Annotated in this window: 21 protein-coding genes; 12 read left to right on the forward strand and 9 right to left on the reverse strand. The window is 64.5% G+C overall.

Annotated features, from left to right (window positions below; all coding sequences use genetic code 11):
• Positions 1-65: 65 nt before the first annotated feature.
• Entirely contained in the window at positions 66-923 is an 858-nt protein-coding gene (locus SO139_RS00135; RefSeq protein WP_449380237.1) for a VOC family protein, read from the reverse strand.
• Positions 924-1,052: 129 nt separating this feature from the next.
• Here SO139_RS00135 and SO139_RS00140 point away from each other — a divergent pair, with 129 nt between their 5' ends.
• Positions 1,053-2,354, forward strand: coding sequence for an NAD(P)/FAD-dependent oxidoreductase (locus tag SO139_RS00140; RefSeq protein ID WP_449380238.1), 1,302 nt, complete (start codon positions 1,053-1,055; stop codon positions 2,352-2,354).
• A gap of 87 nt (positions 2,355-2,441) precedes the next feature.
• Here SO139_RS00140 and SO139_RS00145 read toward each other — a convergent pair whose 3' ends face one another.
• Positions 2,442-3,866, reverse strand: a complete 1,425-nt coding sequence (locus SO139_RS00145; protein WP_449380239.1) for an ABC transporter substrate-binding protein — start codon at positions 3,864-3,866, stop codon at positions 2,442-2,444.
• Between the two features lie 217 nt (positions 3,867-4,083).
• On the opposite strand from SO139_RS00145, the gene SO139_RS00150 reads away from it, so the two are divergent.
• Positions 4,084-5,922, forward strand: a complete 1,839-nt coding sequence (locus SO139_RS00150) for an ATP-binding protein (RefSeq protein WP_474799713.1) — start codon at positions 4,084-4,086, stop codon at positions 5,920-5,922.
• Positions 5,923-5,950: 28 nt separating this feature from the next.
• Here the strand turns inward: SO139_RS00150 and SO139_RS00155 are convergent, their stop codons facing one another.
• The 5 genes from SO139_RS00155 to SO139_RS00175 all read right to left on the reverse strand — a co-directional run bounded on the left by SO139_RS00155 (position 5,951) and on the right by SO139_RS00175 (position 12,371).
• Positions 5,951-7,576 (reverse strand): ABC transporter ATP-binding protein, encoded by a 1,626-nt coding sequence (locus SO139_RS00155; protein ID WP_449380241.1) that lies wholly within the window; start codon positions 7,574-7,576, stop codon positions 5,951-5,953.
• Positions 7,573-8,403, reverse strand: a complete 831-nt coding sequence (locus tag SO139_RS00160; RefSeq protein ID WP_449380242.1) for an ABC transporter permease — start codon at positions 8,401-8,403, stop codon at positions 7,573-7,575. Before SO139_RS00160 ends, SO139_RS00155 begins: the two co-directional genes overlap by 4 nt.
• Before the next feature lies 1 nt (position 8,404).
• Positions 8,405-9,382, reverse strand: a complete 978-nt coding sequence (locus SO139_RS00165) for an ABC transporter permease (protein ID WP_498539481.1) — start codon at positions 9,380-9,382, stop codon at positions 8,405-8,407.
• Between the two features lie 24 nt (positions 9,383-9,406).
• Positions 9,407-11,023, reverse strand: a complete 1,617-nt coding sequence (locus tag SO139_RS00170) for an ABC transporter substrate-binding protein (protein WP_449380244.1) — start codon at positions 11,021-11,023, stop codon at positions 9,407-9,409.
• 154 nt (positions 11,024-11,177) lie between these two features.
• Positions 11,178-12,371 carry a urate hydroxylase PuuD gene (locus tag SO139_RS00175; protein ID WP_449380245.1) on the reverse strand — a complete coding sequence of 398 codons (1,194 nt, stop codon included), beginning with the start codon at positions 12,369-12,371 and terminating at the stop codon, positions 11,178-11,180.
• A 215-nt stretch (positions 12,372-12,586) separates the two neighbouring features.
• Here SO139_RS00175 and SO139_RS00180 point away from each other — a divergent pair, with 215 nt between their 5' ends.
• The gene (locus SO139_RS00180) at positions 12,587-13,900 is read left to right on the forward strand and encodes a PQQ-dependent sugar dehydrogenase (RefSeq protein ID WP_449380261.1); all 1,314 of its coding nucleotides are present in this window, start codon (positions 12,587-12,589) and stop codon (positions 13,898-13,900) included.
• Between the two features lie 64 nt (positions 13,901-13,964).
• Here SO139_RS00180 and SO139_RS00185 read toward each other — a convergent pair whose 3' ends face one another.
• On the reverse strand, positions 13,965-14,765 hold the full coding sequence (locus SO139_RS00185) for an SDR family NAD(P)-dependent oxidoreductase (RefSeq protein ID WP_449380246.1): 801 nt from the start codon (positions 14,763-14,765) through the stop codon (positions 13,965-13,967).
• Positions 14,766-15,020: 255 nt separating this feature from the next.
• Between SO139_RS00185 and SO139_RS00190 the strand changes: the two genes are divergently transcribed.
• The 4 genes from SO139_RS00190 to cyoD are packed head-to-tail and all read left to right on the forward strand — an operon-like array spanning position 15,021 to position 18,868.
• Entirely contained in the window at positions 15,021-15,854 is an 834-nt protein-coding gene (locus SO139_RS00190; protein ID WP_449380247.1) for a cytochrome ubiquinol oxidase subunit II family protein, read from the forward strand.
• Positions 15,844-17,844 (forward strand): cytochrome o ubiquinol oxidase subunit I, encoded by a 2,001-nt coding sequence (cyoB, locus tag SO139_RS00195; protein WP_449380248.1) that lies wholly within the window; start codon positions 15,844-15,846, stop codon positions 17,842-17,844. Before SO139_RS00190 ends, cyoB begins: the two co-directional genes overlap by 11 nt.
• Positions 17,844-18,485 carry a cytochrome (ubi)quinol oxidase subunit III gene (locus SO139_RS00200; RefSeq protein ID WP_449380249.1) on the forward strand — a complete coding sequence of 214 codons (642 nt, stop codon included), beginning with the start codon at positions 17,844-17,846 and terminating at the stop codon, positions 18,483-18,485. Before cyoB ends, SO139_RS00200 begins: the two co-directional genes overlap by 1 nt.
• Positions 18,482-18,868: a cytochrome o ubiquinol oxidase subunit IV gene (gene cyoD / locus SO139_RS00205; RefSeq protein ID WP_449380250.1), complete on the forward strand. Its 387-nt coding sequence runs from the start codon at positions 18,482-18,484 to the stop codon at positions 18,866-18,868. Before SO139_RS00200 ends, cyoD begins: the two co-directional genes overlap by 4 nt.
• A gap of 21 nt (positions 18,869-18,889) precedes the next feature.
• On the opposite strand, the gene SO139_RS00210 is transcribed toward cyoD, so the two are convergent.
• Entirely contained in the window at positions 18,890-19,678 is a 789-nt protein-coding gene (locus SO139_RS00210; protein WP_449380251.1) for a thermonuclease family protein, read from the reverse strand.
• 186 nt (positions 19,679-19,864) lie between these two features.
• On the opposite strand from SO139_RS00210, the gene SO139_RS00215 reads away from it, so the two are divergent.
• The 5 genes from SO139_RS00215 (at position 19,865) to SO139_RS00235 (ending at position 25,786) form a co-directional block, all read left to right on the forward strand.
• Positions 19,865-21,472: a GMC family oxidoreductase gene (locus SO139_RS00215; protein ID WP_449380252.1), complete on the forward strand. Its 1,608-nt coding sequence runs from the start codon at positions 19,865-19,867 to the stop codon at positions 21,470-21,472.
• Positions 21,473-21,480: 8 nt separating this feature from the next.
• On the forward strand, positions 21,481-21,930 hold the full coding sequence (locus SO139_RS00220; RefSeq protein WP_449380253.1) for a hypothetical protein: 450 nt from the start codon (positions 21,481-21,483) through the stop codon (positions 21,928-21,930).
• A 72-nt stretch (positions 21,931-22,002) separates the two neighbouring features.
• On the forward strand, positions 22,003-23,022 hold the full coding sequence (locus SO139_RS00225) for a S1C family serine protease (protein WP_449380254.1): 1,020 nt from the start codon (positions 22,003-22,005) through the stop codon (positions 23,020-23,022).
• Positions 23,023-23,080: 58 nt separating this feature from the next.
• Positions 23,081-24,811: an FAD-dependent oxidoreductase gene (locus tag SO139_RS00230; protein ID WP_498539482.1), complete on the forward strand. Its 1,731-nt coding sequence runs from the start codon at positions 23,081-23,083 to the stop codon at positions 24,809-24,811.
• 21 nt (positions 24,812-24,832) lie between these two features.
• On the forward strand, positions 24,833-25,786 hold the full coding sequence (locus SO139_RS00235; protein ID WP_498539483.1) for a hypothetical protein: 954 nt from the start codon (positions 24,833-24,835) through the stop codon (positions 25,784-25,786).
• The last annotated feature ends 168 nt before the right edge of the window (positions 25,787-25,954 follow it).

A 25,954-nucleotide genomic window follows, 5' to 3' on the forward strand; every position in this document is an offset into this window, starting at 1 on the left:
GCGGCTTGATCTGCCGGGGACCCTAAGGCCCCCGGAGTAAACGCATGCTAAAGAATTACTTCAAATCAGCCGGCAACGAAGGCGAGCAAGGTGCCGTTGGCGGCGGCCGGCGCTACGCAGATCGCAGCGCCGCTGCGCATGGCGGCTGCACCGAGGGCCTTCTCGGTCGCCGCGAGATCGCCGCTGACCAGCACAAGTGCTGCACCACCGCGTTCGGCAAGACCTGCGAGCGGAACGCCAGGATAGCGCTTCCCGAGCTGGTCGAGCGTCAAGAACACGAAGTCGGCGCGGTCGCCGCCGGAGGGCACGGTCGCCGCGCCGTCGGCTTCTGCTTTTGGCTCGCGGTCGATCAGGCGTGACAGGTGCGCGGCGTCCTTTGCGGGTTCGGGGCTTGCAATCAGCACCTGCTTCAACCGCTTCGCTCCGTTGGGGTGCGTCATCAGTTCGGGAATCCATACCGTCTCGCGTGTCTTGTGCTGGCAGGCGAAGATGCGCACGCCGCCCGGCGCTTCCGCGACGGGCCACTGGAAGACGCGGAATTTCGCCGCCGACACAGTGCCGTTTGGCAGCGTCACCGGCCGCTCGAAGTCAACCGGGCCGACCGGTGGAAATCCGTGCGCGCGGATCTCCTCCGCGCCGGCCGTGGAATCGACCGCGGTAAAGGCGATGCGCTCGATGCCGTCGCCGCGCTTTTCGAGAAAGGCGCGTGCCGGAGCATTCTGTTCTGTCGGCGCGAGCACTCCGAGCAATTCCATATAGTCGGGGTCGAACATGATGGTGTAATTGCCCGATCCCATATGTGCGCTGTGAGTGCCGCGCGGCGAGACGGTGAAGCCGAGCCGCTTGTAGTTTTCCGCGGCCTTGTCGAGATCCTTCACCATGACCACGGCGTGGTCGATTCCGATGACGTTTTTGAGGGCCACTTGATTTCCTCGGCATGAATGGGTGGATTAGGCTGCGGAGGACGACAACGCACCTGCAAGCGGCTGTCAACTGCGACAGCCGCAGATGCGGTATCTCGTGGCGCTTGGGACAATTTGGAAAGATTGATGATGAGTGGTTCATCCGTCGCCTGGCCGCATTCGCTGTGGGCCGCGGTCACGCCGCGGGGGCCCGAATTGCCGGAGCTGATTGGAGCTGAGAAGGCGGATGTGGTCGTGGTCGGCGGCGGCTTCACGGGGCTGTCTACGGCGTTGCACTTGCGCGAAGCCGGTGTCGACGTCGCGATCGTGGAGGCGGCCGAGCCGGGCTGGGGCGCCTCCGGCCGCAACAACGGCCAGGTGATCCCGACTTTGTCGCGCCCCGATCCCGAGGACATCATCGCGCGACACGGCGCGGTGGGCGAGCGTTTCGTCCACCTGTTGCGCGACAGCGCATCGGCGTTGTTCGACGTGGCGCGGCGTTACGGTATCGAGGCCGAGCAGGAGCAGGCCGGCTGGGTGCAGCCGGTGCATTCGCCGGGCCGCATCAAGATCGCGGAGCGGCGGGTGCGGCAATGGTCGAAATTCGGCGCGCCCGTCGAACTGCTGTCGCGCGAGCAGGTGAGGGACATGCTGGGCTCGGATGCCTGGTATGGCGGCTTCTGGAACAGCACCGGCGGCCACATCAATCCGCTGGCGCTGGCGCGCGGACTGGCGCGCAGCGTCCTCGGCCTCGGCGCGCGCATCTACGCACGCTCCCCGGCCGTGAGTTTTGAGCGGCGCAACGACAGATGGGTGGTGAAGACGGAGAAGGGTGAGATTTCCGGCCGTGCACTGGTGATGGCGACCAATGCCTATAGCGGCGAGTTCTCCAAGCGACTCGTGCCCGACATCGCGCATGAGGTGATGCCGGTGCTGTCCTGGCAGATGGCGACGCAGCCGCTCTCGGACAATGCCAGGAAGACCATCATCCCCGCGCGGCAGGCGATGTCGGATACCCACGGCGAACTTTATTTTGCCCGTTACGACGCGCGCAATCGCCTCGTCACCGGCGGCGCGGTGATCGGGCCCGGCAACAAGGCGGGGCGGCTGAAGGCGCGCGTCACCGAGCGTTTGCAGCGGCTCTGGCCGCAGATCGGTGAGGTCAGCTTCGACTATGTCTGGAACGGCTACGTCGGCATGACCTCGGATTTTTTGCCGCGGATCCACAGGCTCGGGCCGGATGCGTATGGCTGGACCGGCTGCAACGGCCGCGCGGTGGCACTGACGATCCCGCTCGGCGACCAGCTCGCCAAAGCCGTGCGTGGCGTGCCGGACAGCGAGCTCGCACTGCCGTTCACCAATCCGGTGCCGATCCCGGCGCACGGTCTGATGCGCAAGCTCGCGCCGCTGATGCTGCTGGTCTACCGGCGCCGCGACGCGCGCGAGATCTAAAAGCATGATCCGGAAAAGTGTGCAGCGGCTTTCCGAAAAGATCATGCGCAAATGAAGAGCTGGAGCGCGCCACTTTCGTTGCGGCTGCTATCCGCGGATCGCCGCATTCGCGCGTTCGGCGGCGACAGGCATCACCGCCTTCGCCGTCTTGTTGCCGGAGACCACTTCATTGACGCCGATCATGAAGGCGTCGAGGAGGCGCCGCTGTTGCGGATGGAACAGGATCGCCTTGGCGCGCTCGACATCGGCGTCCTGCAGGTTCGCCAGCGCGGCCTCGGCGGCCTGCGCGCCGAACGCATCCTTGAAGGCCTGGCTCGACCAGGCGGAGACGCGAGTTGTCGCAAGCCCGGCAGCAGCGGTTTGCAGCGAGGTCGGCCTGCTCGTCGCCCAGAGCAGGAACAGGAACGCGGCCCGCTTGTTCTGCGACTTTGAATTCACGCAGGCCTGCCAGTGCGACATGAAGGGGACGGGCGTCTTGCCGGGAAGGTGCGGGAAGGGTGCGAACCCCGCTTGCCTGGCGACGCGGCTCTTCCCCGGATTGGAGATGTCGGTGGCGAAGTTGCTGCTGTCGATCGCCATTGCGGTTCTCGCTTGGAGGAAATCGTCGAGCACCTGGTACCACTCATAGGTGCCCACATTGGCAGGTCCTGCCTGGCTGAGCAGCCGCGCATACATGTCGATGGCCTCGATCGCCTCGGCGCTGCCGAAGGCCGCGGTGCCATCCTTGTTGACCATGGACCCGCCGTAGGAAAACACGAAACCCATCGCCGGCGGGGTCGAATTGCCGCCGGCTTGCGCCCGCATCGCAATTCCAGCCATATCGCTGCTCTTGACCGCCTTGGCGGTCGCGAACAACTCGTCGAAGGTCTGCGGCACCGGCAGGTTCTTGGCCGCCAGCGCATCGGTGTTGATGAACAGGGTCATCGCCTCGGAGGTGATGGGAACGGCGTAGCGCTCGCCGTCGGACCACACCGGAAAGGCGCGCGCGGTCTTGAGGAGATCGCTCTCGTCATACCAGGCGGGATCGGTCAGCGACTTGTCCGCGTAATGGGCGTTGAGCGGCTCGAGCCATCCGCCCGAGATGCCTTGGCCATAGGTCGTGAACATGAAAACGTCAGGCGTATTGCCGCCGCGCGCGAGCAGAACGGGGATCGCGCTCAAATAGGTGGTCTCAAGCTGGAAGTCGGTGACGACCTTGATGCCGGTGAGCTTGGTAAACTCCGGCAGCAGTGGCGCGATCGCGCTCGACCATGGATGGATCGCGCCCATCAGCGAGATGGTCTGCCCCGCAGATTGCTTCCAGTCGATCTTGGCGTTGGCAAAGACCGCGCTGGCCTCCTCGGCGAGGCTGCTGCCCGGCCACGCCGTGAGGGTCGGCAAGATGGCACCTGCCATGCCCAATGTCTTGATGAAGCTGCGCCGGCTGGTCGGCGCTCGCCCGTTACACGAGTTCTCACGTTGCGGTTTTTCGCTTTGTGATTTGTCGCTTTGTGATTTTTCTCTTGGCGCCATGTTGATGCTCCTCGTTGTGGTCAGTCGTTCACAACACACAACCTGTGACGCGCCCCGGCTTCGTCAAAGCCGAATGATCAACTCCGAAGCCGGAGTAACATGCGGAGAATATTGAGTTTCCGGCTCTCCAATGCGGGCCGGTTCATGCTATCATTCTAGCCATGCTCTGGCGTAGGCTCCTGAAGATGCGCCCGCGAGCATGGAAGACTTAACGCCAATGTCAATCCTTGCTTCGGGCCATAGCTTGCGATGGTTTGCGCGGCCGCTGATCCCAGTGGTTGCGGGGCTCGTCGCTCTGCTCGCCGTGACCGGAGTTCTCGGCCTGCACTACTGGCGCGATCGGCAGGCGCTCAATGTTTCGCTCGCGCACAGCCGCAACGTGTTCGAGACGTTCGATCGTCTCAAGGCGATCATCGCCGACCTGGAGGCCGAAAGGCACGGTTATCTGCTCACCCTCGATCCCGCCTATCTGAAGGCTTACGGCGTCTCCGACGAAAGCGTGCGACGGCAGGCCGAGGCGCTCCAGGCGCTCGTCGTGAAAGACCCGTTGCAGAGCCTGCGCGCCGAGCATCTTGCCTTGACCCTTTCGGCGAAGCTCAAGGAGATCGACGACATCGTCAAGACGGCAGCGCGCGAATCCGGGTTGGCGGCGCTGGCGATGATCCGAGGCATGGAGGACATCCGGTCGCAAATCGACCTCATGGTTGATCAGGAACGGCTCCGCCAGGTAGATCTCGACAAAGCCGCTGACGAGCTCGAGCAGCGGAGGACCCGGCTCACCATCGCGACTGTCGTCTTCGTCGTCGCGTTGGCCGGTGCGGCACTGGCGCTGGCGCGCATCGAGGCGAGACGGCGGCGGATGGCGACCGAGGAGAACGTCCAGCTCCAGAGCGACCTCCTGGCGCGCGACAGGAAGATCCGGCGGCTGTTCGATTCCAACATCATCGGAATCATCATCTGGGATCTCGAAGGTCGCATTTTCGAGGCCAATGATGCGTTCTTGCGGATCATCGGATATGACCGCGAAGACCTCGCCGCGGGCCGTCTGCATCGCGCCACGCTCACACCGACCGAATGGCATGGCCACGACGCGCAGCACGTCGCCGAACTCGAGCGGATCGGCACCGTCCAGCCGTTCGAGAAGGAGTATTTTCGCAAGGACGGCAGCCGTGTGCCGGTCCTGATCGGCGGGGCAATGTTCGAAGACAACAGAAGCCAGGGCGTCGGCTTCGTTCTCGATCTCAGCGAACTCAAGCGGGTGGAGGCCGAGGCGCGAGAGAACGAGCGGCGCTACCGCGAGGCCCTGATGGAACTCGCGCACACCAACCGCGTCACGACCATGGGCGAGCTGACGGCCTCGATCGCGCATGAAATCAGCCAGCCGATCGCCGCTACCGTGGCGAACGCGCGAGCTGGATTGAACTGGCTCGGCGCCCGGCCGCCAAACCTCGACGAAGTTGGGCAGACGCTGGGCTGGATCATCAGCGACGGCATGCGGGCCAGCGAGATCATCAGCCGGATCCGTGCGCTCATCAAGAACGCCCCGCCGCAGATGGAGGACCTTGAGATCAATCAGCTGGTGCGCGAGGTCATGACCTTGACGCACAGCGAAATGCTGAAGCACGACGTCACGGTGCGGATGCAGTTCGCCGAAGGCTTGCCGCCGGTTCAAGCGGACCGAGTCCAGCTCCAGCAGGTGGTTCTCAACCTGATCATCAATGCCGTCGAGGCGATGAGCCACGTCCGCGAAGGCGCGCGCGAGCTGTTCATCTCCACCGGCAGGAACGATACGAACGGCGTCGTCATCAGCGTGCGGGATTCTGGCCCGGGGCTCGATCCGAAGAGCGTGGGCCGCATGTTCGAGCCGTTCTACACCACCAAGTCTGAAGGCATGGGGATGGGGCTGGCCATCTGCCATTCGATCATCGAGGCGCATGGCGGGAAGATGTGGGCCGGCGCGAACGAACCGCGGGGAGCGGCGTTCCAGTTCACCCTGCCTTTGGCCGAGGAGACCGCGCGCATCGGAAAGGCCGCTCCGGCGCCGGCATTGGGCTGAAGCGCCGCGGCCAAATGACGCAAGTACGCTACACGGCCGTCTGATGCCCCCGTGCGAACGCGCCGCCCGGGACCGAGGCAAGCAGCGCCTTGGTGTAGGGATGTTGCGGCCGGCCGAACACGTCGGCCACCAACCCGTGCTCGACGATCTCGCCGTCTTTCATGACCGCGACGAGGTCGCAGACCTGCGCGGCAACGCGCAGATCGTGGGTGATGAAGACGATCGAGAGCCCGAGCCGTTCGCGCAATTCGCCGAGCAGTTTCAACACCTGCGCCTGCACGGACACGTCGAGCGCGGACACCGGCTCGTCCGCGATCAGCACATCCGGCTTCAGCGCGAGCGCGCGTGCGAGCCCGATGCGCTGGCGCTGGCCGCCGGAGAATTCGTGCGGGAAGCGGTCGCCGGCGGATGGATCGAGCCCGACCAGTGCGAACAGCTCCCTGGCTTCAGTCATCGCGGTCGCGCGCGGCGTGCCGTGGACGATCGGGCCCTGCGCGACCAGCTCGGCGGCCTTGCGCCGTGGATTGAGGGACGCGAAGGGGTCCTGGAACACCATCTGGATGTGACGGGTCTCGCGGCGGATCTCGTTGCGCGGCAGCTTCGCCCAATCCTTGCCGTCGAGCAGGATCGCGCCATGGTCGGGATCGATCAGTCGCACGATGCAGCGTGCCAGCGTCGACTTGCCCGAGCCGGATTCGCCAACAATGCCGAGCGTCGCGCCCTTGGGCAGCGTCAACGAAGCATCCTTGACCGCCGCGGTGATGCGCGCACCGCGGCCGAGAAAGCCGCCGGTGCGATAGGTCTTGGCGACCTTGGTGATGCTGAGGACGTTGTCTGATGACAGCGGCCGCGGCGGCGGCGCCGTCAGCGGCGGGACGGCGGCGATGAGCTGCTTCGTGTAACGATGGGTCGGGCGGTTCAGCACGTCATCGGCCGTGCCTTGCTCAACGATCTTGCCGTGCTGCATCACCACGACGCGGTCGGCGATCTCGGCGACGACGCCGAAATCGTGGGTGATGAACAGCACCGCCGTCTTCTTGCGCTGCTGGAGATCGCGGATCAGCTTCAGGATCTGCGCCTGCGTGGTGACGTCGAGTGCGGTGGTCGGCTCGTCCGCGATCAGGAGCTTTGGGTCGAGCGCCAGCGCCATCGCGATCATCGCGCGCTGGCGCTGGCCGCCGGAGAGCTCGTGCGGATAGGCCTTGGCCGCAGCTTTCGGATCGGGGATGCGGACGTCTTCGAGCAGCGATACCACCCGCGCGCCGATCTCCGCCTTGGCGAGATCGGTATGGATGCGGAACATCTCTGCGATCTGGTCGCCGACGGTGCGCAGGGGATTGAGCGCGGTCATCGGCTCCTGGAAGATCATGGCGATGCCGGCGCCGCGCACCTCGCGCATCACGGCGGGATCGGTCGTGCAGAGGTCGCGACCGTCGAATATCATCCGGCCGGCCTCGATCCTGACTTCCCCCGGCAACAGTCGCATGATGGCATTGGCCATCATCGACTTGCCGGAGCCGGATTCGCCGACCACGCAGAGGATCTCGTTCGAGGCGATCGACAGCGACACGTCGTTCAGCGCATGCGTACGATCGGCGCCCTTGGGCAGCCGTACGCTGAGGCCTTCCAGTGAGAGGACCGGCTGCTCACTCATCGGCTCTTCAGCCTCGGATTGAGCGCGTCGTTCAGGCCCTGGCCGACCAGCGAGACCGCAAGCACGGTGACGAGGATGGCGATGCCGGGAATGGCGGAGACGTACCATTGCACGCGCAGCACGTCGCGCCCGAGGCCGATGAGGTTGCCCCAGGATGCCACGTTGGGATCGGAGAGCCGCAGGAAGGCGAGCGCGCTCTCCAGCAGGATCGACAGCGCCATCACCACGCTGGCATAGACGATCACCGGCGGCAGTGCGTTGGGCAGGATCTCGCCGAGGATGAGCTGAAGGTCCCTCATGCCGAGCGTGCGCCCGGCCTGGACGAATTCGCGGTTGCGCAGCGACAGGAATTCGGCGCGGGTCAGTCGCGCCGGCGCCGGCCAGGACACGATGCCGATCGCGATCGTGACCGTCGTCAGCGTCGAACCGAACACGGCGACGAGCACCAAGAGCAGCACGAAATTCGGCAGCGTCTGGAAGGCTTCGGTGATCCGCATCAGGATATTGTCGATCCAGCCCCCGTAATAGCCGGCAAACGCCCCGATCAGCGTGCCGATCGCAACGGCGATCACGGTGGCGACGCCCCCGATCAGCAGCGAGATCCGCGCGCCATAGAATATCTGTGCCGCGATATCGCGCCCCGAATTGTCGGTGCCGAGCGGGAAGCGCGGATTGGTGAACGGCCACACCAGCGGCCGGCCGGCGAGTGCCAGGGGATCGCGCGGATAGAGCACGCCGGCCGAGATCGCCATCGCGATCACGGCGAGCAGGAGCACGAGGCCGATCACGGCCGCGGGGCTGCGGAAATAACGCTTTGCGGCGTTCATCTCAGCCCTCCGCCGAAATGCGCGGGTCGAGCCGCGCGTAGAGGAGATCAACGACGAAGTTGACGACGATGACCAAGAGCGCCGAGACGAAGGCGATGCCGAGCAGCGTGTTGAGATCGCGCTGGATCACGGATTCATAGGCGAGCCGCCCAAGGCCCGGCAGCGAGAATACGCTTTCGACGACCACCGAGCCGCCGAGCATGGTGCCGGCCTGCAGGCCGATCAGCGTCACCATCGGCAGCAGCGCGTTGCGCAGCACGTGTCCCGTGACGACGCGGGTCTCGTCGAGGCCCTTGGCCCGCGCGGTGCGGACATAGTCGAGGTTCAGCACCTCCAGCATCGAGGCACGCATGATGCGCAGGTAGATCGCAAGGAAGATCAGCCCGAGCGTCAACGTCGGCAGGATGAGGTGTCGCGCGATATCGATGATCCGGAAGATGCCGGTCCGCACCTCGCCGATATCCTCGAATCCACCGGCGGGAAGCCATTGCAGATAGATCGAGAACACGACGATAGCCATGAGGCCGAACCAGAACGATGGCGTGGCGTAGAAGATCAGGCCCAGCGTCGAGATCAGCGTATCCGGCCATTTGTTGACGGCACGCGAGGCGATCACGCCGAACACCAGGCCAAAGAAGAACGCGAAGGACAGCGATGCCGTCATCAAGAGGATGGTCGGCGGCAGCCGTTCCATGATCACGGTCGCGACCGGCTTGCCGTAGATCGAGGAGAAGCCGAGATCGAGCCGCACCAGGTGCCAGAGATAGTTGGCGAGCTGCGCCGGGATCGACAGGTCGAGCCCGTAGAATTTGCGCAGCTCGCGCGCGGTCGCGGCGTCGCCGCCGCCCATCTGCGCCATCAGCGCGTCGACGGTGTCTCCCGGTGCGAGCTGCAGCAGCAGGAAGACGCCGATCAGGATCAGGAACAGTGTCGGGATCGAGGCGGCGAGCCGCCGCCCCGCAAGGCCTATGATGCGCATGGCATCATCTTGACGAAAAACGGATCACGCGGAAAGCCAAAGATCGTGCCAGCTCGACGAGCCCCAGCGCGGGGTGTTGGAGTGGTTGCGGGCCTTGGCCGTGATCACGGTGACGAAGATCTGCTCGATCGGCATCCAGACCGGCAGCTCCGTGTTCACCTCCTTGACGAACTCGGCATAGAGCGCCTTGCGCTTGGCGGGATCGAGCTCGGTCAGCGCATTGTCGATGGTCTGGTCGACCTGCTTGTCCTCCCAGTCCCACTGGTTGGTCCAGGGCGCGCCCTTGGGCTGCCCCGAGCGGTACCACACCGTGGTCGAGACGGCGGGGTCGTTACGATATTGATGCCAGCCGGTGGCAAGATCGAAGGCGTGCTCGTCATAGACCTGCTTGAGGAAGCCGCCACCGTCATTGCGCACGATGTCGACGGTGATGCCGACATCCTTCAGCGACTGCTGGATGAAGGTCGACCAAAGCGAGATGTCCTCGCCCCACGGTGCCGGCAGCAGTTTCAGCGAGAAGCGCGCGCCGCCGGCGCCGGCCTTGTAACCGGCCTCATCAAGAAGCGCGGCCGCCTTGGCCTTGTCGAACGGATATTGCGGCGTGCCTGCGCCGGGATAGAAGTCGGTCGAGGTCGACGGAATCGGACCCGTGCCGAGCTTGGCAAAATCGCCCAGGAAGTTGTCGATGAAGAAGGGCACGTCGATCGCATGCGCGATCGCGCGGCGCACGCGGATGTCGGACAATTCCTTGCGGCGGAAGTTGAACTCGATGGTGTTGGTGCGCGCGTTGCCTTCGTTGCCCTTGGTGGTGACGATGAAGCGCTTGTCCTTCGCCAATCGCGCCATGTCGGAGATCGTCAGGCTCGAGAACGGGGAGTATTGCAGTTCACCGGCTTCGAGCTGGGCTGCGGCAGCTGAACGATCGGTGATCACTTTCCAGACGATGCGGTCGAGATAGGGCGCGTTGGGTCGCCAGTAGTCGGGGTTGCGGTCGGCGATGATGTACTGGCCGCGCTCATATTTGACGAACTTGAACGGGCCCGTGCCAATCGGTGCGAGATTGATCGGATTCTGCCTGATGTCGCCGCTCTCATAGAGATGCTTCGCGGAGATGTAGCCGAGATCGGGCAGCGCCCGGAGCAAGAGGTTCAGCGGCATCGGCCGCTCGTAGCGGAATACGGCCGTCTGTGGATCCGGCGTATCGACGGCGGTGAGGAAGAGCTGCAGCGTCGAGCCGTAGTTCAAGATCTTCTTCCACATGTTCATCGCGGTGAACGCGACGTCTTCGGATGTGAAAGGCTTGCCGTCGTGCCAGGTGATTCCCTTGCGCAGCCTGAACGTGATGGTCTTGCCGTCGGGCGAGGACTCCCAGCTCTCGGCGAGCACGCCGACCGGCTTGCCGTCGGCATCTAGATCGACCAGGCTTTCCTGTATCTTGCCGCTGATGATGTAGACGCCGGTGGACGCCTGGATGCTCGGATTGAGCTGGCGCTGTTCGGCATTGTAATGGACGTTGAACACGCCGCCCTTCTTCGGGGTCTCCTGCGCAAACGCCCGCATCGGGTTGATGACGTTGGCGGCGATTGCCGCCGAGGTCAGGAGCGCCGTGCGGCGGTTGATTTCCAGGCGGGTCAAATCCATACGACGTCTCCAAAAACGACTTGCGGGCCGGAGCGAGCGGCCGCAGGGTTTCCCTATCTACGCCGGAGCAGCGCTCAAGTCATTTTGAAATGGTCTGCGATTGCGGAATATCCTTCCGCAAAAGATCGCATGGACGCGTCACAGCGATTTGGCGTCAGCGTTCGGCCTGCGTGATATAGGCGGCCAGCACGGCGCGTTCCTCGCCGGTCATTTCCGTGATGTTACCCGGCGGCATCGCGCTCGACCATGCAGCGACGCGTCCGATCAACCTGATGTTGCGCTGGATATGCTGGGGTGCATCGAGCAGGATGCCCTTTGGCGCGGTGACGATGCCGGCCCACACGGGCTCTGCGGCATGGCACATGCTGCAGCGGGACATCACGATTTCCTCGACATCGGCAAGCGTCGGCTGCGCGGCAAGCGCGCCGGTCTTCACCTCGCGCGGGCCGGCAGCGGAGAGAAGGCCGATCGCGATCACGCCGGCTGCCGCCACGCCCCACACCCACCACGGCGATTTGCGTCCAGCGTGACGCTCATTGAAGAAGTGCCGGATCACCGGCCCCAGCGCCAGCACGATCGCGACGATGATCCAGTTGAAGCGCGTTGCGTAGAGCAGGGGATAGTGGTTGCTGATCATCAGTACGACGACGGGGAGCGTCAGATAGTTGTTGTGGACCGAGCGCTCCTTGCTGGTCTTGCCGAGCTTCGGGTCGGGCGATTGCCCCGCGATCAGGCTAGCTACGATCTTCTTCTGGTTCGGGATGATCACCGCAAAGACGTTGGCGACCATGATGGTGCCGATGATCGCGCCGATCTGGTTGAACGCGCCGCGCCCGCTCAGGACGTGGGTGAAGGCGTAGGTCAGCGCGACCAGGAACAAATAGCCACCGATCGCAAAGCCGAGCTCGCGCTGGGCAAGGCCCGTGCGGCAGGCGATCTCGTATAGCAGCCAGGCGAGTGCGAGGCTGCAGAAGCTGAACAGGCCTGCCTGGATCGGCGTGAGGTCGAGGATCGACTTGTCGACCAGGAAGAGATCGGCATCGAGATAATAGACCACCACCATCAGCGCGAAGCCGGAGAGCCAGGTGGTATAGGCTTCCCATTTGAACCAGGTGAGCTCCTCCGGCATCTGGCTTGGTGCCACCAGATATTTCATGATCCGGTAGAAGCCGCCGCCGTGCACCTGCCAGGCTTCGCCCTGCACGCCATCAGGCAGGTCGCGCTTCGGCTTCAGGCTGAGATCGAGATGGATGAAATAGAAGGAGCTGCCGATCCATGCGATCGCCGCCACCACATGCAGCCAGCGCAGGAGCAGGCTCGCCCATTCCGAGATGATGGATCCCCACATGCTTACCCCATCCGTCGCGACGTCGATGCCGCAGCTTTGATGACCGCAACCGGCGGCCGCGCCCTTACAATGTGTCGCACCGATCGCCGAGATTTTCCAGCAGGACGGCATTACGCATTGCACATCCTGCGGGCATGAGCTGATGTGCGATTCGGCACTCGAAGGCTGCGGAGGAACTCGTGACGAAGCATCTTGGACGCCCGGCCAGGCCCGCATTGACATCCGCATTGCTCGCGGCTGTCATCGGCACGACCGCGTCGGCTGAACCAGTGCTGCAAGGCAAGGAGGCCTTCGGAAGCTGGCAATCCGACAAGCCCGGCACCGTCAGGTTGATCCGGCCGCAGGATCTTCCTGCGCCGGGCGCGTCGCGATCGGTCGCCAATACGTCGTCCGTGGTGGCGCGGCCCGCCGAAGCGACGCCGGTCGTGCCAGATGGTTTCAAGATCGAGCTGCTGGCCGAGGGCCTTTCCGGCCCCCGCATCGTGCGCGTTGCGCCGAATGGCGACATCTTCGTCGCGGAGACGCGGGCAGGGCGCATCCGCGTGCTGCGTGCGGACGGCGCGAAGATCGTGGCGAATGAGATCTTTGCCAGCGGGCTGAACCGTCCGTTCGGCATCGCCTTCTTCCCGAACGGCGACAATCCGCAATGGGTCTATGTCGCCAACACCGACAGCGTCGTCCGCTTCGCCTATCGCAGCGGCGATCTCAAGGCATCCGGCAAGCCCGAGGCGGTGGTCGCGAACCTCGCGCACGGCACCGGCCATTCCACCCGCGACATCGTCTTCACGCCGGATAACAAGCGGATGTTCGTCTCGGTCGGCTCGGCCGGCAATGCCGGCGAAGGCATGGGCAATCCGCCCGGCGGCATCGAGGCATGGTCACGCGCGCAAGCTCTCGGTGCGTCCTGGGGCTACGAGACCGAGCGCGCAGCGGTGCTGGCCTTCGATGCGGACGGCAAGAACAGAAAGCTCTACGCCACCGGCATCCGTAACTGCGTCGGCCTTGCCATTGAGCCGCAGAGCGGTCTGCCCTGGTGCTCGACCAACGAGCGCGACGGCCTCGGCGACGATCTCGCGCCGGATTACGTCACGAGCGTGCGGGAAGGCGCGTTTTACGGCTGGCCGTGGTTCTATATCGGCGCCAACCAAGACCCGCGCCACGCCGGCGCGCGGCCGGACCTGAAGGACAAGATCACGATTCCCGACGTGCTGCTCCAGTCGCATTCCGCGTCGCTCGGCATGACCTTCTATCAGGGCAGCAATTTCCCGGCCGAGTATCAAGGCGACGCCTTCGCCGCCGAGCATGGCTCATGGAACAGGTCCAAGCGCACCGGCTACAAGGTGATCCGTATCCGGATGAGGGACGGCAAGCCGACGGGCGAGTACGAGGATTTCGTCACCGGCTTCGTCGTCAACGACAACGACGTCTGGGGACGGCCGGTCGGTGTTGCCGTTGCGAAAGACGGCGCGCTGCTGATCTCGGAAGACGGCAACGGCACCATCTGGCGCGTGACTCACACGCCGCAATGACATTCGCGGCGCGATGACACTGCACCCTCTCCCGCAAGGGAAGGAACAGCGTGCTTGTTTCAGCTTACCCCCTGATCACGCTCGCGCCGCCGTCAACCGGCAGCGTCACGCCGGTGATGAAGTTCGCTTCATCCGAGGCGAGGAACAGCGCGGCATTCGCCACGTCCCATGCCGTACCCATTTTCCTGCGCAGTGGCACCTTGCTGTCGCGCTCGGCTTCGACTTCGGCGCGGGTCTTGTGCCATTCGCGGGCGCGGGTGTCGACGGCCATCGGCGTGTTCATCAGGCCCGGCAGGATGACGTTGGCGCGGATGCCGTATTCGGCGTTCTGGTAGGCGAGTTGCTCGGTGAAGGCGATCATCGCCGACTTTGTCGCCTTGTAGGCGACGTAGGGATAGGTGGTGATCGCGGCCATCGAGGAGATGTTGATGATCGCGCCGCTTCTTTGCGTCCGCATGATCGGGATCACCTCCTTTGCCGCAAGGATGCAGCTCTTCAGATTGATGGCGACCACGCGGTCGAATGCCTCTTCGGTCAGCTTCAGGAGTTCGGCGTCGCCGCCGCCGAGGCTGACGCCGACGTTGTTGTGCAGGATATCGATCCGCCCCCAGCGCGCCTGCGCGTCCGCCACGATCGCCTTGATGTCGTCTGTCCTGGTCACATCGGCCTTGAAGGCGTTGGCCGTGCCCTGCTGCGCCGCGATCATCGCGACGGTCTCCTGTGCCGATTCGAGATTGTGATCGACGCAGACGACCTTCGCGCCCTCGCGTGCGAAGGTCAGCGCGGTGGCGCGGCCATTGCCCATGCCCTCGCCGGGGCTCTGCCCGGCTCCCACCACGATGGCGACCTTGTTCTTCAAGCGCATGACGTTTTCTCCCTGCTTTTTCATCACGATAGCAATCGTCCAGGGATCGGAGAAGATCAGCGCTGCGCCGCATGCCCGCGTGCAACGCGCCATGTCCCGCAAAACCTGCATGGCTCCGTTGAACAAGCCAAAGTGTGCGGACGCGCGATGACCTGTGATTGCGCCGGAACCCGGTCACGCGAATGACGTTTGTTGCCGGTACCATTCCGCGCTAGGCTCTCGTTAGGGGCTTCCCCAACCGCCAGTGGCTTGCCGATGAATCTGCTCGATCCACAAGGGCCTGTTGCTGTCGCCAACAGTACGATTCTCGTCGATTCCGTTTTCATCATGCTGACGATCGTGGTGCCGACGATCGTCGCCATCCTCGCCTTCGCCTGGTGGTTTCGCGCCTCCAATCCGCAGGCGAAGTATCAACCCGACTTCGTCTATTCAGGCCGCGTCGAGATGGTGGTGTGGGCGATCCCGGCGCTCACCATCATCCTGCTCGGCGGCGTCGCCTGGATCGGGTCGCATCAGCTCGATCCCCGAGCGCCAGTGCCCGGGACCGGCAGCCCGGTGCGCATCCAGGCGGTGTCGCTCGACTGGAAATGGCTCTTCATCTATCCCGATCAGCGCATTGCGACGGTCAATTCGCTGACGGTCCCAGCAGGCGCCGAGCTGAACTTCCAGCTCACGTCGTCGAGCGTGATGAACGTGTTCTTCATCCCGCAGCTCGGCAGCATGATCTACACCATGAACGGCATGGTGACGCGACTCAATCTGCGTGCCGACAATGAGGGCAAGCTCCAGGGCCTGTCGGCGCATTTCTCCGGCGATGGTTTTCCGGAGATGATGTTTGACGTCAACGTGATCTCGCCGCTCACTTTTCCGGACTGGGTGGCGAGCACAGCCAAGACCGATCAGGTGCTGAACGAGGATAGCTACAAGAAGCTGATGCAACAGTCCGTCGAGCGCGGCAGGCCGATCTATCGGCTCGAAGATCCCCGCCTGTTCGACATGATCGCAACCCAGCACATCCCGCCGGGGCCAGGCCCGCAACTGACCTCGAATGCCTCGCGGCCGCATAGTGGAGATCACGATGCTCGGTAAGCTCGATTGGTCTGCGATCCCGTTCGACCAGCCGATTCCGCTTGTCGCGGGCGGGGTCGTGCTGGTTGCGATCCTCGCGGTGCTGGTCTGGGTCGTGGTCAAGGGATATCTGCCCTATCTCTGGCACGAATGGATCACCAGCGTCGACCACAAGCGCATCGGCGTCATGTACGTCCTGCTTGCCTCCGTGATGTTGCTGCGCGGCGGCAGCGACGCCATCATGATGCGGATCCAGCAGGCGGTCTCCTACCAGTCGCAGGGCTATCTGCCGCCGGAGCACTACAACCAGATCTTCTCTGCCCATGGCACCATCATGATCTTCTTCGTGGCGATGCCGTTCGTGATCGGTCTGATGAACCTCGTGGTGCCCTTGCAGCTCGGCGTGCGCGACGTCGCCTTTCCGACCCTCAATTCGGTCGGCTTCTGGCTGACAGCCACCGGTGCGCTGCTAGTCAACCTCTCTCTCGTGGTCGGCGAGTTCGCGCGCACCGGATGGCTCGCATTTCCGCCGCTTTCGGAGCTGACCTACTCGCCCGGCGTCGGCGTCGACTATTATGCCTGGTCTTTGCAGATATCCGGCGTGGGGACGCTGGTCGCCGGCATCAATCTGGTCACCACGGTTCTGAAGCTGCGCACCCGGGGCATGAACTATCTGCGCATGCCGATGTTCTGCTGGACGACGCTTGCCTCGAACCTGCTGATCGTCGCGGCGTTCCCGATCCTCACGGCGACGCTCGCCATGCTCCTGCTCGATCGCTACCTCGGCTTCCATTTCTTCACCAACGAAGCCGGCGGCAACGTCATGATGTTCATGAATCTGATCTGGGCCTGGGGCCATCCCGAGGTCTACATCCTCGTGCTGCCGGCCTTCGGCATCTTCTCGGAAGTGGTGTCGACTTTCTCCGGAAAACCGCTGTTCGGCTATCGCTCCATGGTGCTCGCCACCATGGCGATCTGCGTCATCTCCTTCATGGTGTGGCTGCATCACTTCTTCACGATGGGTGCGGGGCCGACCGTCAATGCGGTCTTTGGCATCGCCAGCATGATCATTGCGGTGCCCACCGGCGTGAAGATCTACAATTGGCTGTTCACCATGTATGGCGGCCGTATCCGCTTCACGACTCCGATGCTGTGGTCGGTCGGCTTCATGGTGACGTTCATCACCGGCGGCCTCACCGGAGTCCTGGTCGCGGTGCCGCCGGCCGACTTTCTCCTGCACAACAGCCTGTTCCTGGTGGCGCACTTCCACCACGTCATCATCGGCGGCGTGCTGTTCGGTGCCTTCGCCGGGTTCACCTACTGGTTTCCGAAAGCGTTCGGCTTCCGCCTCGACGAGGCCTGGGGCAAGGCGGCGTTCTGGTTCACGTTCGTCGGCTTCTACGTTACCTTCCTCCCGCTCTATACGGCGGGCCTGCTGGGCATGACCCGGCGCATGCAGCATTACGACGTTGCGGCGTGGCGGCCCTGGATGCTCGTGGCCGCGGTCGGCATGGCGCTCCTGAGCGTTGCGGTGGCCTGCCAGGTCATGCAGCTCGTCGTCAGCATCCGCAACCGCGAGCAGCTCCGCGACCGTACCGGCGATCCCTGGGATGGCAGGTCGCTGGAGTGGGCGACGTCGTCGCCTCCGCCGGCGTTCAACTTCGCGTTCCATCCCGATGTGCGCGGCGAAGATGCCTATTGGGAGATGAAGGCGAAGGCCAAGCAGCAGCAGTTCGAGCACCAGGAGGTTGAATACGAGGACATCGAGATGCCCCGGAATTCGCCGACCGGCTTCGTCTGCGCGTTCTTTGCATCCATCATGGGCTTTGCGCTGATCTGGCACATCTGGTGGATGGTCGTTCTGGGTGTCATTGGTGCGTGGGCGACCTTCGTCGTGTTCGCCTGGCGTGACCATGACGAATACGTCATTCCGGCGGCCGAAGTCGCACGCATCGATCGCATCAATATCGAGGAACGTCGCAACCTCGTCAGCATGGCGGGGGTGGTCTGATGGCGATGACCGCGACCGTTGGCCACGCGCATGCCGATCCCCATCACATCGGACTCGTTGTCGAGCATCCCGGACCTGCGTCGAAACGAATTGTGACGGCCTATGGCTTCTGGGTCTTCCTGCTCTCCGACATCGTGATGTTCTCCTGCTTCTTCGCGGCCTATGCGGTGCTGGTCGGACAAACCGCCGACGGCCCGAAGGGCTCGGAGATTTTCGAGCAGCGGAACGTGGCGATCGAGACAGTCTGCCTGCTGCTGTCGAGCTTCACATGCGGCATGGCGAGCATTGCAGCCGACGTCCGAAACCGGCTCTGGTTCTACCTCGGCATGGCGGTGACCTGCGTGCTGGGGCTTGCGTTCCTCAGCATCGAGTTCCGCGAATTCGCCGACCTGGTTTCCCGCGGTTATGGACCATCGCGCAGCGCGTTCCTGACCGCTTTCTTCTCGCTCGTCGGCTGCCACGGCCTGCACGTCTCGGCCGGGGTGCTGTGGCTGCTCACGATGATGGCCCAGGTCTTCGCCAAGGGCTTTCGCGCCGACATCCTGCGCCGCATGATGTGCTTTGCGCTGTTCTGGCACGCGCTCGACATCATCTGGGTCGCCGTCTTTTCCGTCGTCTACCTGCTTGGGAGTGGCGTATGAGCGATCTGACGCACCAGCCGGTCGAACATGACCTCGCACCCGGCGAGGAAGAGGTACACAGCGTCGGCGAGCGGATTCTCGGCTATGTCGTGGGCCTGGTCCTTGCCCTGCTCTTGACGGCGACGTCGTTCTTCATCGCGGGCACCAACCTGGTCTGGCAGCCCTCGATCCCAATCGCCATCATCGTGCTGGCGATTGCGCAAATGGGCGTGCATCTCGTGTTCTTCCTGCACATCACCACCGGCCCCGACAACACGAACAATGTGCTGGCGCTGGCGTTCGGCCTCCTGATCGTCTTCCTGGTGGTCGGCGGCTCGGTCTGGATCATGTCGCATTTGAATGAGAACATGCCGGCGATGGACCAGATCATGCGGATGCAGTAAGAGGCCGCCCCCTCGCTCAGATCATTTCGGCCGGCGGCAATTGTACGCCTTGCGGAAGCCTGCGGCCAACGCGTCGTCCTCCGAGCAGAACCAGCGGTCCGGCTTCGTCGTCGCCGGATAGCTCGGGCAGCCCCGCAAGTGATAGATGCCGATATTGCCGGTGACGCGCGCGCGCACCGCGAGCTTGCCCTTGATGCTGCAATTCGGCGGCATGGTCAGCTCGTCAGGAAACAGCACCGCGCGGATCTCCTTGTCGCGGTCGGCGCGGCAGGCGGCGCCGAGCAGTGTGCCGTCCTTCTTGCCGGTGCGGAATTCCTGCGGTGCAACAAAACAGCCCTTCCAGATGCCGGCCGAATTCGTCTGGGCCTCGGCGGCGGCCGGCTTGACGTTCGCCTTGATCGGCTCGCGCGCGACGGCGAAGCCGAGGCCGACGAGCTGCTCGTTCAGGCTCGTCTTGTCGCCCTCGGCCGTGCAGATGGCGCGGTGACGCTTGCCAAAGCTCTTCTCCGGCCCGACATCGTCGCAGCGTACGTTGCGGCCGTTGATCAGCTTTGCAAGCTGATCGCGCGCCTCGAGCCCGCAGGTCCAGGGATCGGCGTGGTCGTCGATGCAGACCTGGTCAAGTTCCGGCGCATCGACTCCGTCGAGACGGTAAGTCGCATCGCCGAGCTGGATCGAGTTGCCGTCCCGCACCGTTGCGCTGGCCGCTATGGCGAAGCTGGGCTCGGTATCGGCGACACAGCCGAGGATAGCGAGAAACAAGACGAGCGCGGCGGCGCGGGCGGCGGCAAAGGAATCTTGGAAGGACATACGTTCTCGCTATCGATTGGCTCTTTCGCGAGGGTTCTCTAGCATCTCGACATTGCAACACCAATGGTCTGCGCCCAGCGAAGCCTGACATTCGTTCCCTGCAGCTTTACTCGCCCGCCGCTCTGACCCTATCGTTTGACGCTGCACGCAAGGCTCAATCGCCCGGGAAGCGGCGAGAGCGGGAGGATGACTTTGGCAAACGAACCCGTGGACGTCCTGATCATCGGCGCCGGCGCCTCCGGAGCCGCGGTTGCCTGGTCACTCGCCGAGACCAGGATGCACATCCTTTGCCTCGAGCAGGGCGATTGGATGAAGCCGGCGGACTATCCAAGCACCGGTCGGGACTGGGAGGCCAGGTTCTACGGTGAATGGTCGACCAGTCCGAACATCCGCGGCCGGCCCGAGGATTATCCGATCAACGACGACAACTCGCCGATCAAGGTCGTCAATTTCAACGCGGTCGGCGGCTCGACGGTGATGTACACCGCGCACTGGCCGCGGCTGCATCCGTCCGATTTCAAGGTGAAGACGCTGGACGGCGTCGCCGACGACTGGCCGATCGACTACGACAGGCTGGTGCCGTTCTTCGAGGAGAACGACCGGATCATGGGCACATCGGGACTATCAGGCGATCCGCTCTCGCCGCTGACGCATCCGCCGATGCCGCCGCAGCCGCTTGGGCTCTCCGGTCCCCTCGTCGCCAAGGCCATGAACAAGCTCGGCTGGCACTGGTGGCCGTCGGACACCACGGTCGCGACGATGGATTACGAGGGCAGGGCGCGCTGCATCAATCTCGGCCATTGCACCCCGGCCTGCGCGCAAGGTGCCAAAGCCTCGACCGACATCACCTATTGGCCGCAGGCGATCCGCGCCGGCGTCGAGCTGCGCACCCATTGCCGGGTGCGCGAGATCACGACCGACGAGAACGGCATGGCCTCGGGCGTGGTCTATTACGACAAGGACGGCGTCGAGCAGTTCCAGGGCGCGCATGTCGTGATCATCGCCTGCAACGGCGTTGGCACGCCGCGCTTGCTGCTCAACTCCGCGTCGGGGCGTTTCCCGAATGGCCTTGCCAATTCATCAGGGCTCGTCGGCAAGAACCTCATGTTCCACCCCTACGCGCAGATCTACGGCTATGTCACGGAGCCGACTGACAGTAATCGCGCGCCGCCGACCTGTTTGTGGAGCAAGGAGTTCTACGACACCGACCTGTCCCGCGGCTTCGTGCGGGGCTACGGTGTCCAGTTCGTGCGCGGCGCAGGACCGGTGTTCGAGGCGGTCGTGAGCGAGCAGAAAGGCATTCTTCCCTGGGGTGCCGATCATCACCGCGTGTTCCGCAAGCTCAACGGCCATCGGCTGGGATTCTCCGCGATCTGCGAGGACCTGCCGGAAGAGCATAATCGCGTCACGCTCGACCCGGTGCTCAAGGATAGCCATGGCATTCCCGCGCCCAGGATCGACTACACCATCAGCGAGAACAGCCGGAAGATGATGGAGCATGCGCTGGCTCGCGGCCGCGAGTTTCTCGAAACCGCGGGGGCCACGGACATCTGTGTCAACAGTCCGATCCCCTGGGGCGGCTGGCACCTGCTCGGCACCGCGCGGATGGGCACCGACCCCGAGCGCTCCGTCGTCAACGAATGGGGCCGCTCGCATGACGTCAAGAACCTGTTCATTGTCGACGGCAGCGTCTTCGTCACTTCGGGCGGCGTCAACCCGACCTCCACCATCCAGGCCATCGCGCTCTACGTCGCCGACCAGATGAAGCAGCGCCTCGCCAATTTGTTCGATTAGAGGATCTCATGCCCGACCAGATCACCCTCACGTCGCGACAGCGCCAGGACTTGCGCACCATTGCCGCCATGATCATCCCGGCGAGCGAGGAGTACCGTGTGCCGGGCGCGGATGACGACCTCATCCAGGCCGACATCCTCGCGACCCTCGGCCGCGATGCCAAGCTCGTTGCAGCCGCGCTCGATCATCTCGCGCGGCTTGCCGGCATGCCGCTCGCCGAACTCGATGCTGCGGCGCGGGACAGCGTGATCAGCACATTCCGCGCCGAGGGCGGCGCGCCGGCCGCAACGCTCGTCCGCGTCGTGCTGCAATGCTACTACCGCGACGACCGCGTGCTGCGCTCGCTGGGGCTCGAGCCGCGCGCGCCTTTCCCGAAAGGGCACGTGCTGGAGGACGGCGATTGGTCGCTGCTCGACCCGGTCAAGGACCGAGCTCACGCGATGCGTCAGGTCAGTTAAGCAGTTCGTGAAGAGCGGCCGGCTTGCATTATAAGTTCGAGGTAACCATCTGACGCGCGAAGGAATTTCGCCATGTTAGATTTTACCTCAGATCTCAGCGATGCCAGTCTGTCATCGCAACCTATCCAATCCACCCCGGTCGACGACCAGAACCTGCTGGATGCCTATTCCAATGCCGTGATTGGCGTGACGGAGCGCGTCGGGCCGGCCGTGGTGCGTGTCGAGACCGGGCCAAAGGTCCCGAACGGCCGCGAGCGCGGCGGCCTCGGCTCTGGCATCGTCATCTCGCCGGATGGACTGGTGCTCACCAACAGCCACGTCGTCGGCTCGTCCAAGGAGATCCGGCTGCGGGATATCGAAGGGAATGTCGGCGACGCCCGAGTGCTCGGCGTCGATCCCGACACGGATCTGGCGCTGCTCCGCGCCAACGGCGCCCGCGACCTCCGCTATGCCTCGCTCGGAAATTCGAAGGGCCTGCGGCGCGGCCAGCTCGTGATCGCGATCGGCAATCCCCTGGGCTTCGAGTCCACCGTGACCGCCGGCGTGGTCTCGGCGCTCGGCCGCTCGATCCGCTCGGTGAGTGGCCGGACCATCGAGGACGTGATCCAGACCGACGCCGCGCTCAACCCCGGCAATTCGGGCGGGCCGCTGGTCTCGTCGAATTCCGAGGTGATCGGCATCAACACCGCGATCATCAGCGGCGCGCAAGGCATCTGCTTCGCGGTTGCGAGCAACACCGCGCAGTTCGTGCTGTCGGAGATCATCCGTCACGGCTATGTCCGCCGCGCCTATATCGGCGTCGCCGGCCAGACCGCGCCGATCCCGCGGCGCCATGCTGTGCTTGCCGGCGTCGAGAACGAGATGGGCGCGCTGCTCGCCCAGATCGAACCGGACGGGCCGGCGGCGAAGGCGGGGCTGCTCCCCGGCGATGTCGTGATCAAGCTCGATGGCGTCGAAATCAACGGCGTCGACGATCTGATCCGCGTGCTCGACCGCGACCGGATCGGCCGGCGGCTCGCCATGGATGTGCTGCGCCTCGGGCGCCTGCGAGCGATCGACATTGACCCCATCGAGCGCAAGCCGGCGCGCTAGCCTGGGACCAACCGGGCGAGTATGACTGCGTCATGCCTTGCCCGGAAAACCCCGCCGCATGATGCCGGCGCATGAGATCTACGACGTCATCGTGATCGGCGCCGGCGCCGGTGGCATGACGGCGGCGGCCGTCGCTGCCGCCGAGGGCTTGCGTGTGCTGGTGATCGAAAAGACCGCGTTCGTCGGCGGCACCACCGCCTGGTCCGGTGGCATGGTCTGGATTCCTGCCAACGGCAAGATGAAAGAGGCGGGGCTCTCCGACAACGTCACTGATGCCGTCCAGTATCTCGCGAGCACCGTACCCGAGCCCGCCAATGCCGGCCTGCGTGCGGCGTTCCTCGCCCGCGGGCCGGAGGCGATTACCTATCTCGAAGCGAACACGGAAGTGCGCCTCCAGCCGGTGAAGGCTTATCCCGACTACTATCCCGAGCGGCTTGGCGCGACGGCGGGCGGGCGCGTGCTGGAGCCGGTGGCGTTCGATGGCACCAGATTGGGTGCTCATTTCGCCCGGTTGCGGCCGCCTTTGCCGGAATTCATGCTGTTCGGCGGCATGATGGTCAACCGGCTCGACATTCCGCATTTGCGCAAGATTGGAAAGTCCGTTGGCTCGACGCTGCGGTCGCTGCGCCTGATCTCGCAATATGCGCTGCAGCGGCTTGGCAGCCCACGCGGCACGACGCTGCATCTTGGCAACGCGCTCGCGGCGCGGCTCTACGCTTCGCTGCTGGCGCGGCAGGTCGAAATCCTCTTCAGCACGGATGTCGAGGACCTCGTCGTCGAGGGCGGCCGTGTCAGTGGCGTGACCCTCCGCCATGGCTCGCGCGACCGCCTGATCGCCTCGCGCCGCGGCGTGGTGCTTGCGACCGGCGGCTTCTCGCACGATGCGCCCTTGCGCAAGCGCTTCTTTCCCACCGCCGCAGGATATGTCTCGGCGACCACGCCGGCCGGCACCGGCGACGGGCTCCGGCTTGCGATAGCAGGCGGAGCCGCGCTGAACGCGGACGCGACGAGCCCGGCCAATTGGGTGCCGGCCTCGCTGTTCCGCCGCGCCGATGGCAGCCGCGGCGTGTTCCCGCACACGGTGACGGACCGCGCCAAGCCGGGCGTGATCGCCGTCAACGCGGCCGGCCGGCGCTTCGTCAACGAGGCGCTGTCGTACCACGAGTTCGTGCTCGGCATGCTCCGCGACGGCAATGGCGAGCCTGATCGGCCCTTCTATCTGATCTGCGACCGCGACTTCCTGTGGACCTACGGCCTCGGCCGCATCGAGCCGTTCACCTGGAATTACCGCCGCTACGTCAGGAGCGGCGAGCTGATCGCGGCCGAAAGCATCGCGCGTCTCGGTGAGCGGATCGGCGTCGTGCCATCCTCGCTCGCCGCGACCATCGCCGATTACAACGCCCATGCGCGCGAGGGCCGCGATCCCGAATTCGGCCGCGGCAGTACCGTCTATCAGCGCCATCTCGGCGATGTCAGCCACAAGCCCAATCCGTGCGTCGCGCCGATCGAGCGCGCGCCGTTCTTCGCGCTTCGCATCCATCCGGCTGATCTCGGCACTGCCATCGGCATGAAGGTCGACGCCCGCGCCCGCGTGCTGCGCGAGGACGGCACGCCGATCGCCGGCCTCTACGCCTGCGGCAACGACATGGGCTCGATCATGAACGGCAACTATCCCGGCCCGGGCATCACGCTGGGGCCCGCGCTGACGTTCGGGTACATTGCGGGTCGGCATCTGGCGGAGGGCGCGGTGGTCACGCCGAGTGCTGCTGCGGCCTCGGTCTCCCACTGATATCTTGTTGCGGAGGAAAACATGACGGCACAAGCGTTCGACACCGACATCACTGAAACCGACAGCGCCCTGATCGGGCCATGGCGCCAGCCGCGCCAGATGTTGCAGGCGCAAGTCTACGATGCGCATGCCTCGATCCACGATGATGCTACCGCGCAAAAGCTCGGCTTCAAGGGCGGCACCATCGAAGGCCCGACCCACTTCAGCCAGTTCGCGCCGCTCGGCGCGCGGCTGTGGGGACGGACGTGGTTCGAAACGGGTTGCCTCTCCGCGCACTATCGCAACGCCTGCTTCGAAGGCGAGGAGGTGCAGGCGATCCTGTCGAAGCCTCTCCCCGGTACGAGCCAGTGCCAGATCCAGATGGTCAAGCGCGACGGCACGGAAGTGCTGCGCGGCTCGGCCTCGGTCGGCGATCCGCAGGTTGCGACCGCGCTCGAGACGCGCCTCACTGAGCTCAAGCCACTCGCTGATCCCGTGATTCTGCGCGACGTGAAGGTGGCGAAGACCGGCAAGCGTCAGACCGTGCGAATGGGCCTCGACCAGAACATGGGCGACCTCTATCCATTCTCGCTGCGGCAGAAGCTCGCGGTGATCACGGAGAACTCGGCGTTCTATTCGAGCGGAGAGAATCCCTGGCAGAAAGCCATCATCCCGATGGAGATGCTGAGCGTGCTCTTCCAGTACCGTGCGAAGGACGATCCGCTCCCGTCGAAGGGCCCGGCTGTCGGGCTGTTCGCCGACCAGGAGATCCGGCTGATCAAGGGCCCACTCTTCGTCGGCGAAGACTATGAAGTCGAACGCGAGGTGGTCGCGCTCTCCGCCAGCCGCCGCACCGAGAGCGCCTGGGTGAAGACCCGCGTGTTCGACAAGGCGAATGCGATAGTCGCGACCATGCTGCTCAACATGGCGACGATCAAGGACTCGTACGCGCCGTATGAGGAAGAGTATCGGCGGTTGTATGGGAGCGCGCGATAGGCGCCAATCCCTCCGCTCGTCATTCCGGGCTCGACGCTTCGCGTCGCCCCGGAATGACGAGTGGAGCGTTCCTCCGCCCAAGCCTTGAGCAGATGCCCGTCGCAAAGCCGCCGCACAGGGAATGGGCAGACCTCGGCTTCTCTCATAACGTACTGAAAGCGCAACAAA

It is taken from the genome of Bradyrhizobium sp. UFLA05-89 (assembly GCF_059803475.1).

Bases quoted from the DNA above. Each gene is read 5' to 3' on its own strand.
- SO139_RS00140 (WP_449380238.1), top strand. From the start codon at position 1,053: ATGAGTGGTTCATCCGTCGCCTGGCCGCATTCGCTGTGGGCCGCGGTC.
- SO139_RS00145 (WP_449380239.1), bottom strand. From the start codon at position 3,866: ATGGCGCCAAGAGAAAAATCACAAAGCGACAAATCACAAAGCGAAAAA.
- SO139_RS00150 (WP_474799713.1), top strand. From the start codon at position 4,084: ATGTCAATCCTTGCTTCGGGCCATAGCTTGCGATGGTTTGCGCGGCCG.
- SO139_RS00155 (WP_449380241.1), bottom strand. From the start codon at position 7,576: ATGAGTGAGCAGCCGGTCCTCTCACTGGAAGGCCTCAGCGTACGGCTG.
- SO139_RS00160 (WP_449380242.1), bottom strand. From the start codon at position 8,403: ATGAACGCCGCAAAGCGTTATTTCCGCAGCCCCGCGGCCGTGATCGGC.
- SO139_RS00165 (WP_498539481.1), bottom strand. From the start codon at position 9,382: ATGCGCATCATAGGCCTTGCGGGGCGGCGGCTCGCCGCCTCGATCCCG.
- SO139_RS00170 (WP_449380244.1), bottom strand. From the start codon at position 11,023: ATGGATTTGACCCGCCTGGAAATCAACCGCCGCACGGCGCTCCTGACC.
- SO139_RS00175 (WP_449380245.1), bottom strand. From the start codon at position 12,371: ATGTGGGGATCCATCATCTCGGAATGGGCGAGCCTGCTCCTGCGCTGG.
- SO139_RS00185 (WP_449380246.1), bottom strand. From the start codon at position 14,765: ATGCGCTTGAAGAACAAGGTCGCCATCGTGGTGGGAGCCGGGCAGAGC.
- SO139_RS00190 (WP_449380247.1), top strand. From the start codon at position 15,021: ATGAATCTGCTCGATCCACAAGGGCCTGTTGCTGTCGCCAACAGTACG.
- cyoB (WP_449380248.1), top strand. From the start codon at position 15,844: ATGCTCGGTAAGCTCGATTGGTCTGCGATCCCGTTCGACCAGCCGATT.
- SO139_RS00200 (WP_449380249.1), top strand. From the start codon at position 17,844: ATGGCGATGACCGCGACCGTTGGCCACGCGCATGCCGATCCCCATCAC.
- cyoD (WP_449380250.1), top strand. From the start codon at position 18,482: ATGAGCGATCTGACGCACCAGCCGGTCGAACATGACCTCGCACCCGGC.
- SO139_RS00210 (WP_449380251.1), bottom strand. From the start codon at position 19,678: ATGTCCTTCCAAGATTCCTTTGCCGCCGCCCGCGCCGCCGCGCTCGTC.
- SO139_RS00215 (WP_449380252.1), top strand. From the start codon at position 19,865: ATGACTTTGGCAAACGAACCCGTGGACGTCCTGATCATCGGCGCCGGC.
- SO139_RS00220 (WP_449380253.1), top strand. From the start codon at position 21,481: ATGCCCGACCAGATCACCCTCACGTCGCGACAGCGCCAGGACTTGCGC.
- SO139_RS00225 (WP_449380254.1), top strand. From the start codon at position 22,003: ATGTTAGATTTTACCTCAGATCTCAGCGATGCCAGTCTGTCATCGCAA.
- SO139_RS00230 (WP_498539482.1), top strand. From the start codon at position 23,081: ATGATGCCGGCGCATGAGATCTACGACGTCATCGTGATCGGCGCCGGC.
- SO139_RS00235 (WP_498539483.1), top strand. From the start codon at position 24,833: ATGACGGCACAAGCGTTCGACACCGACATCACTGAAACCGACAGCGCC.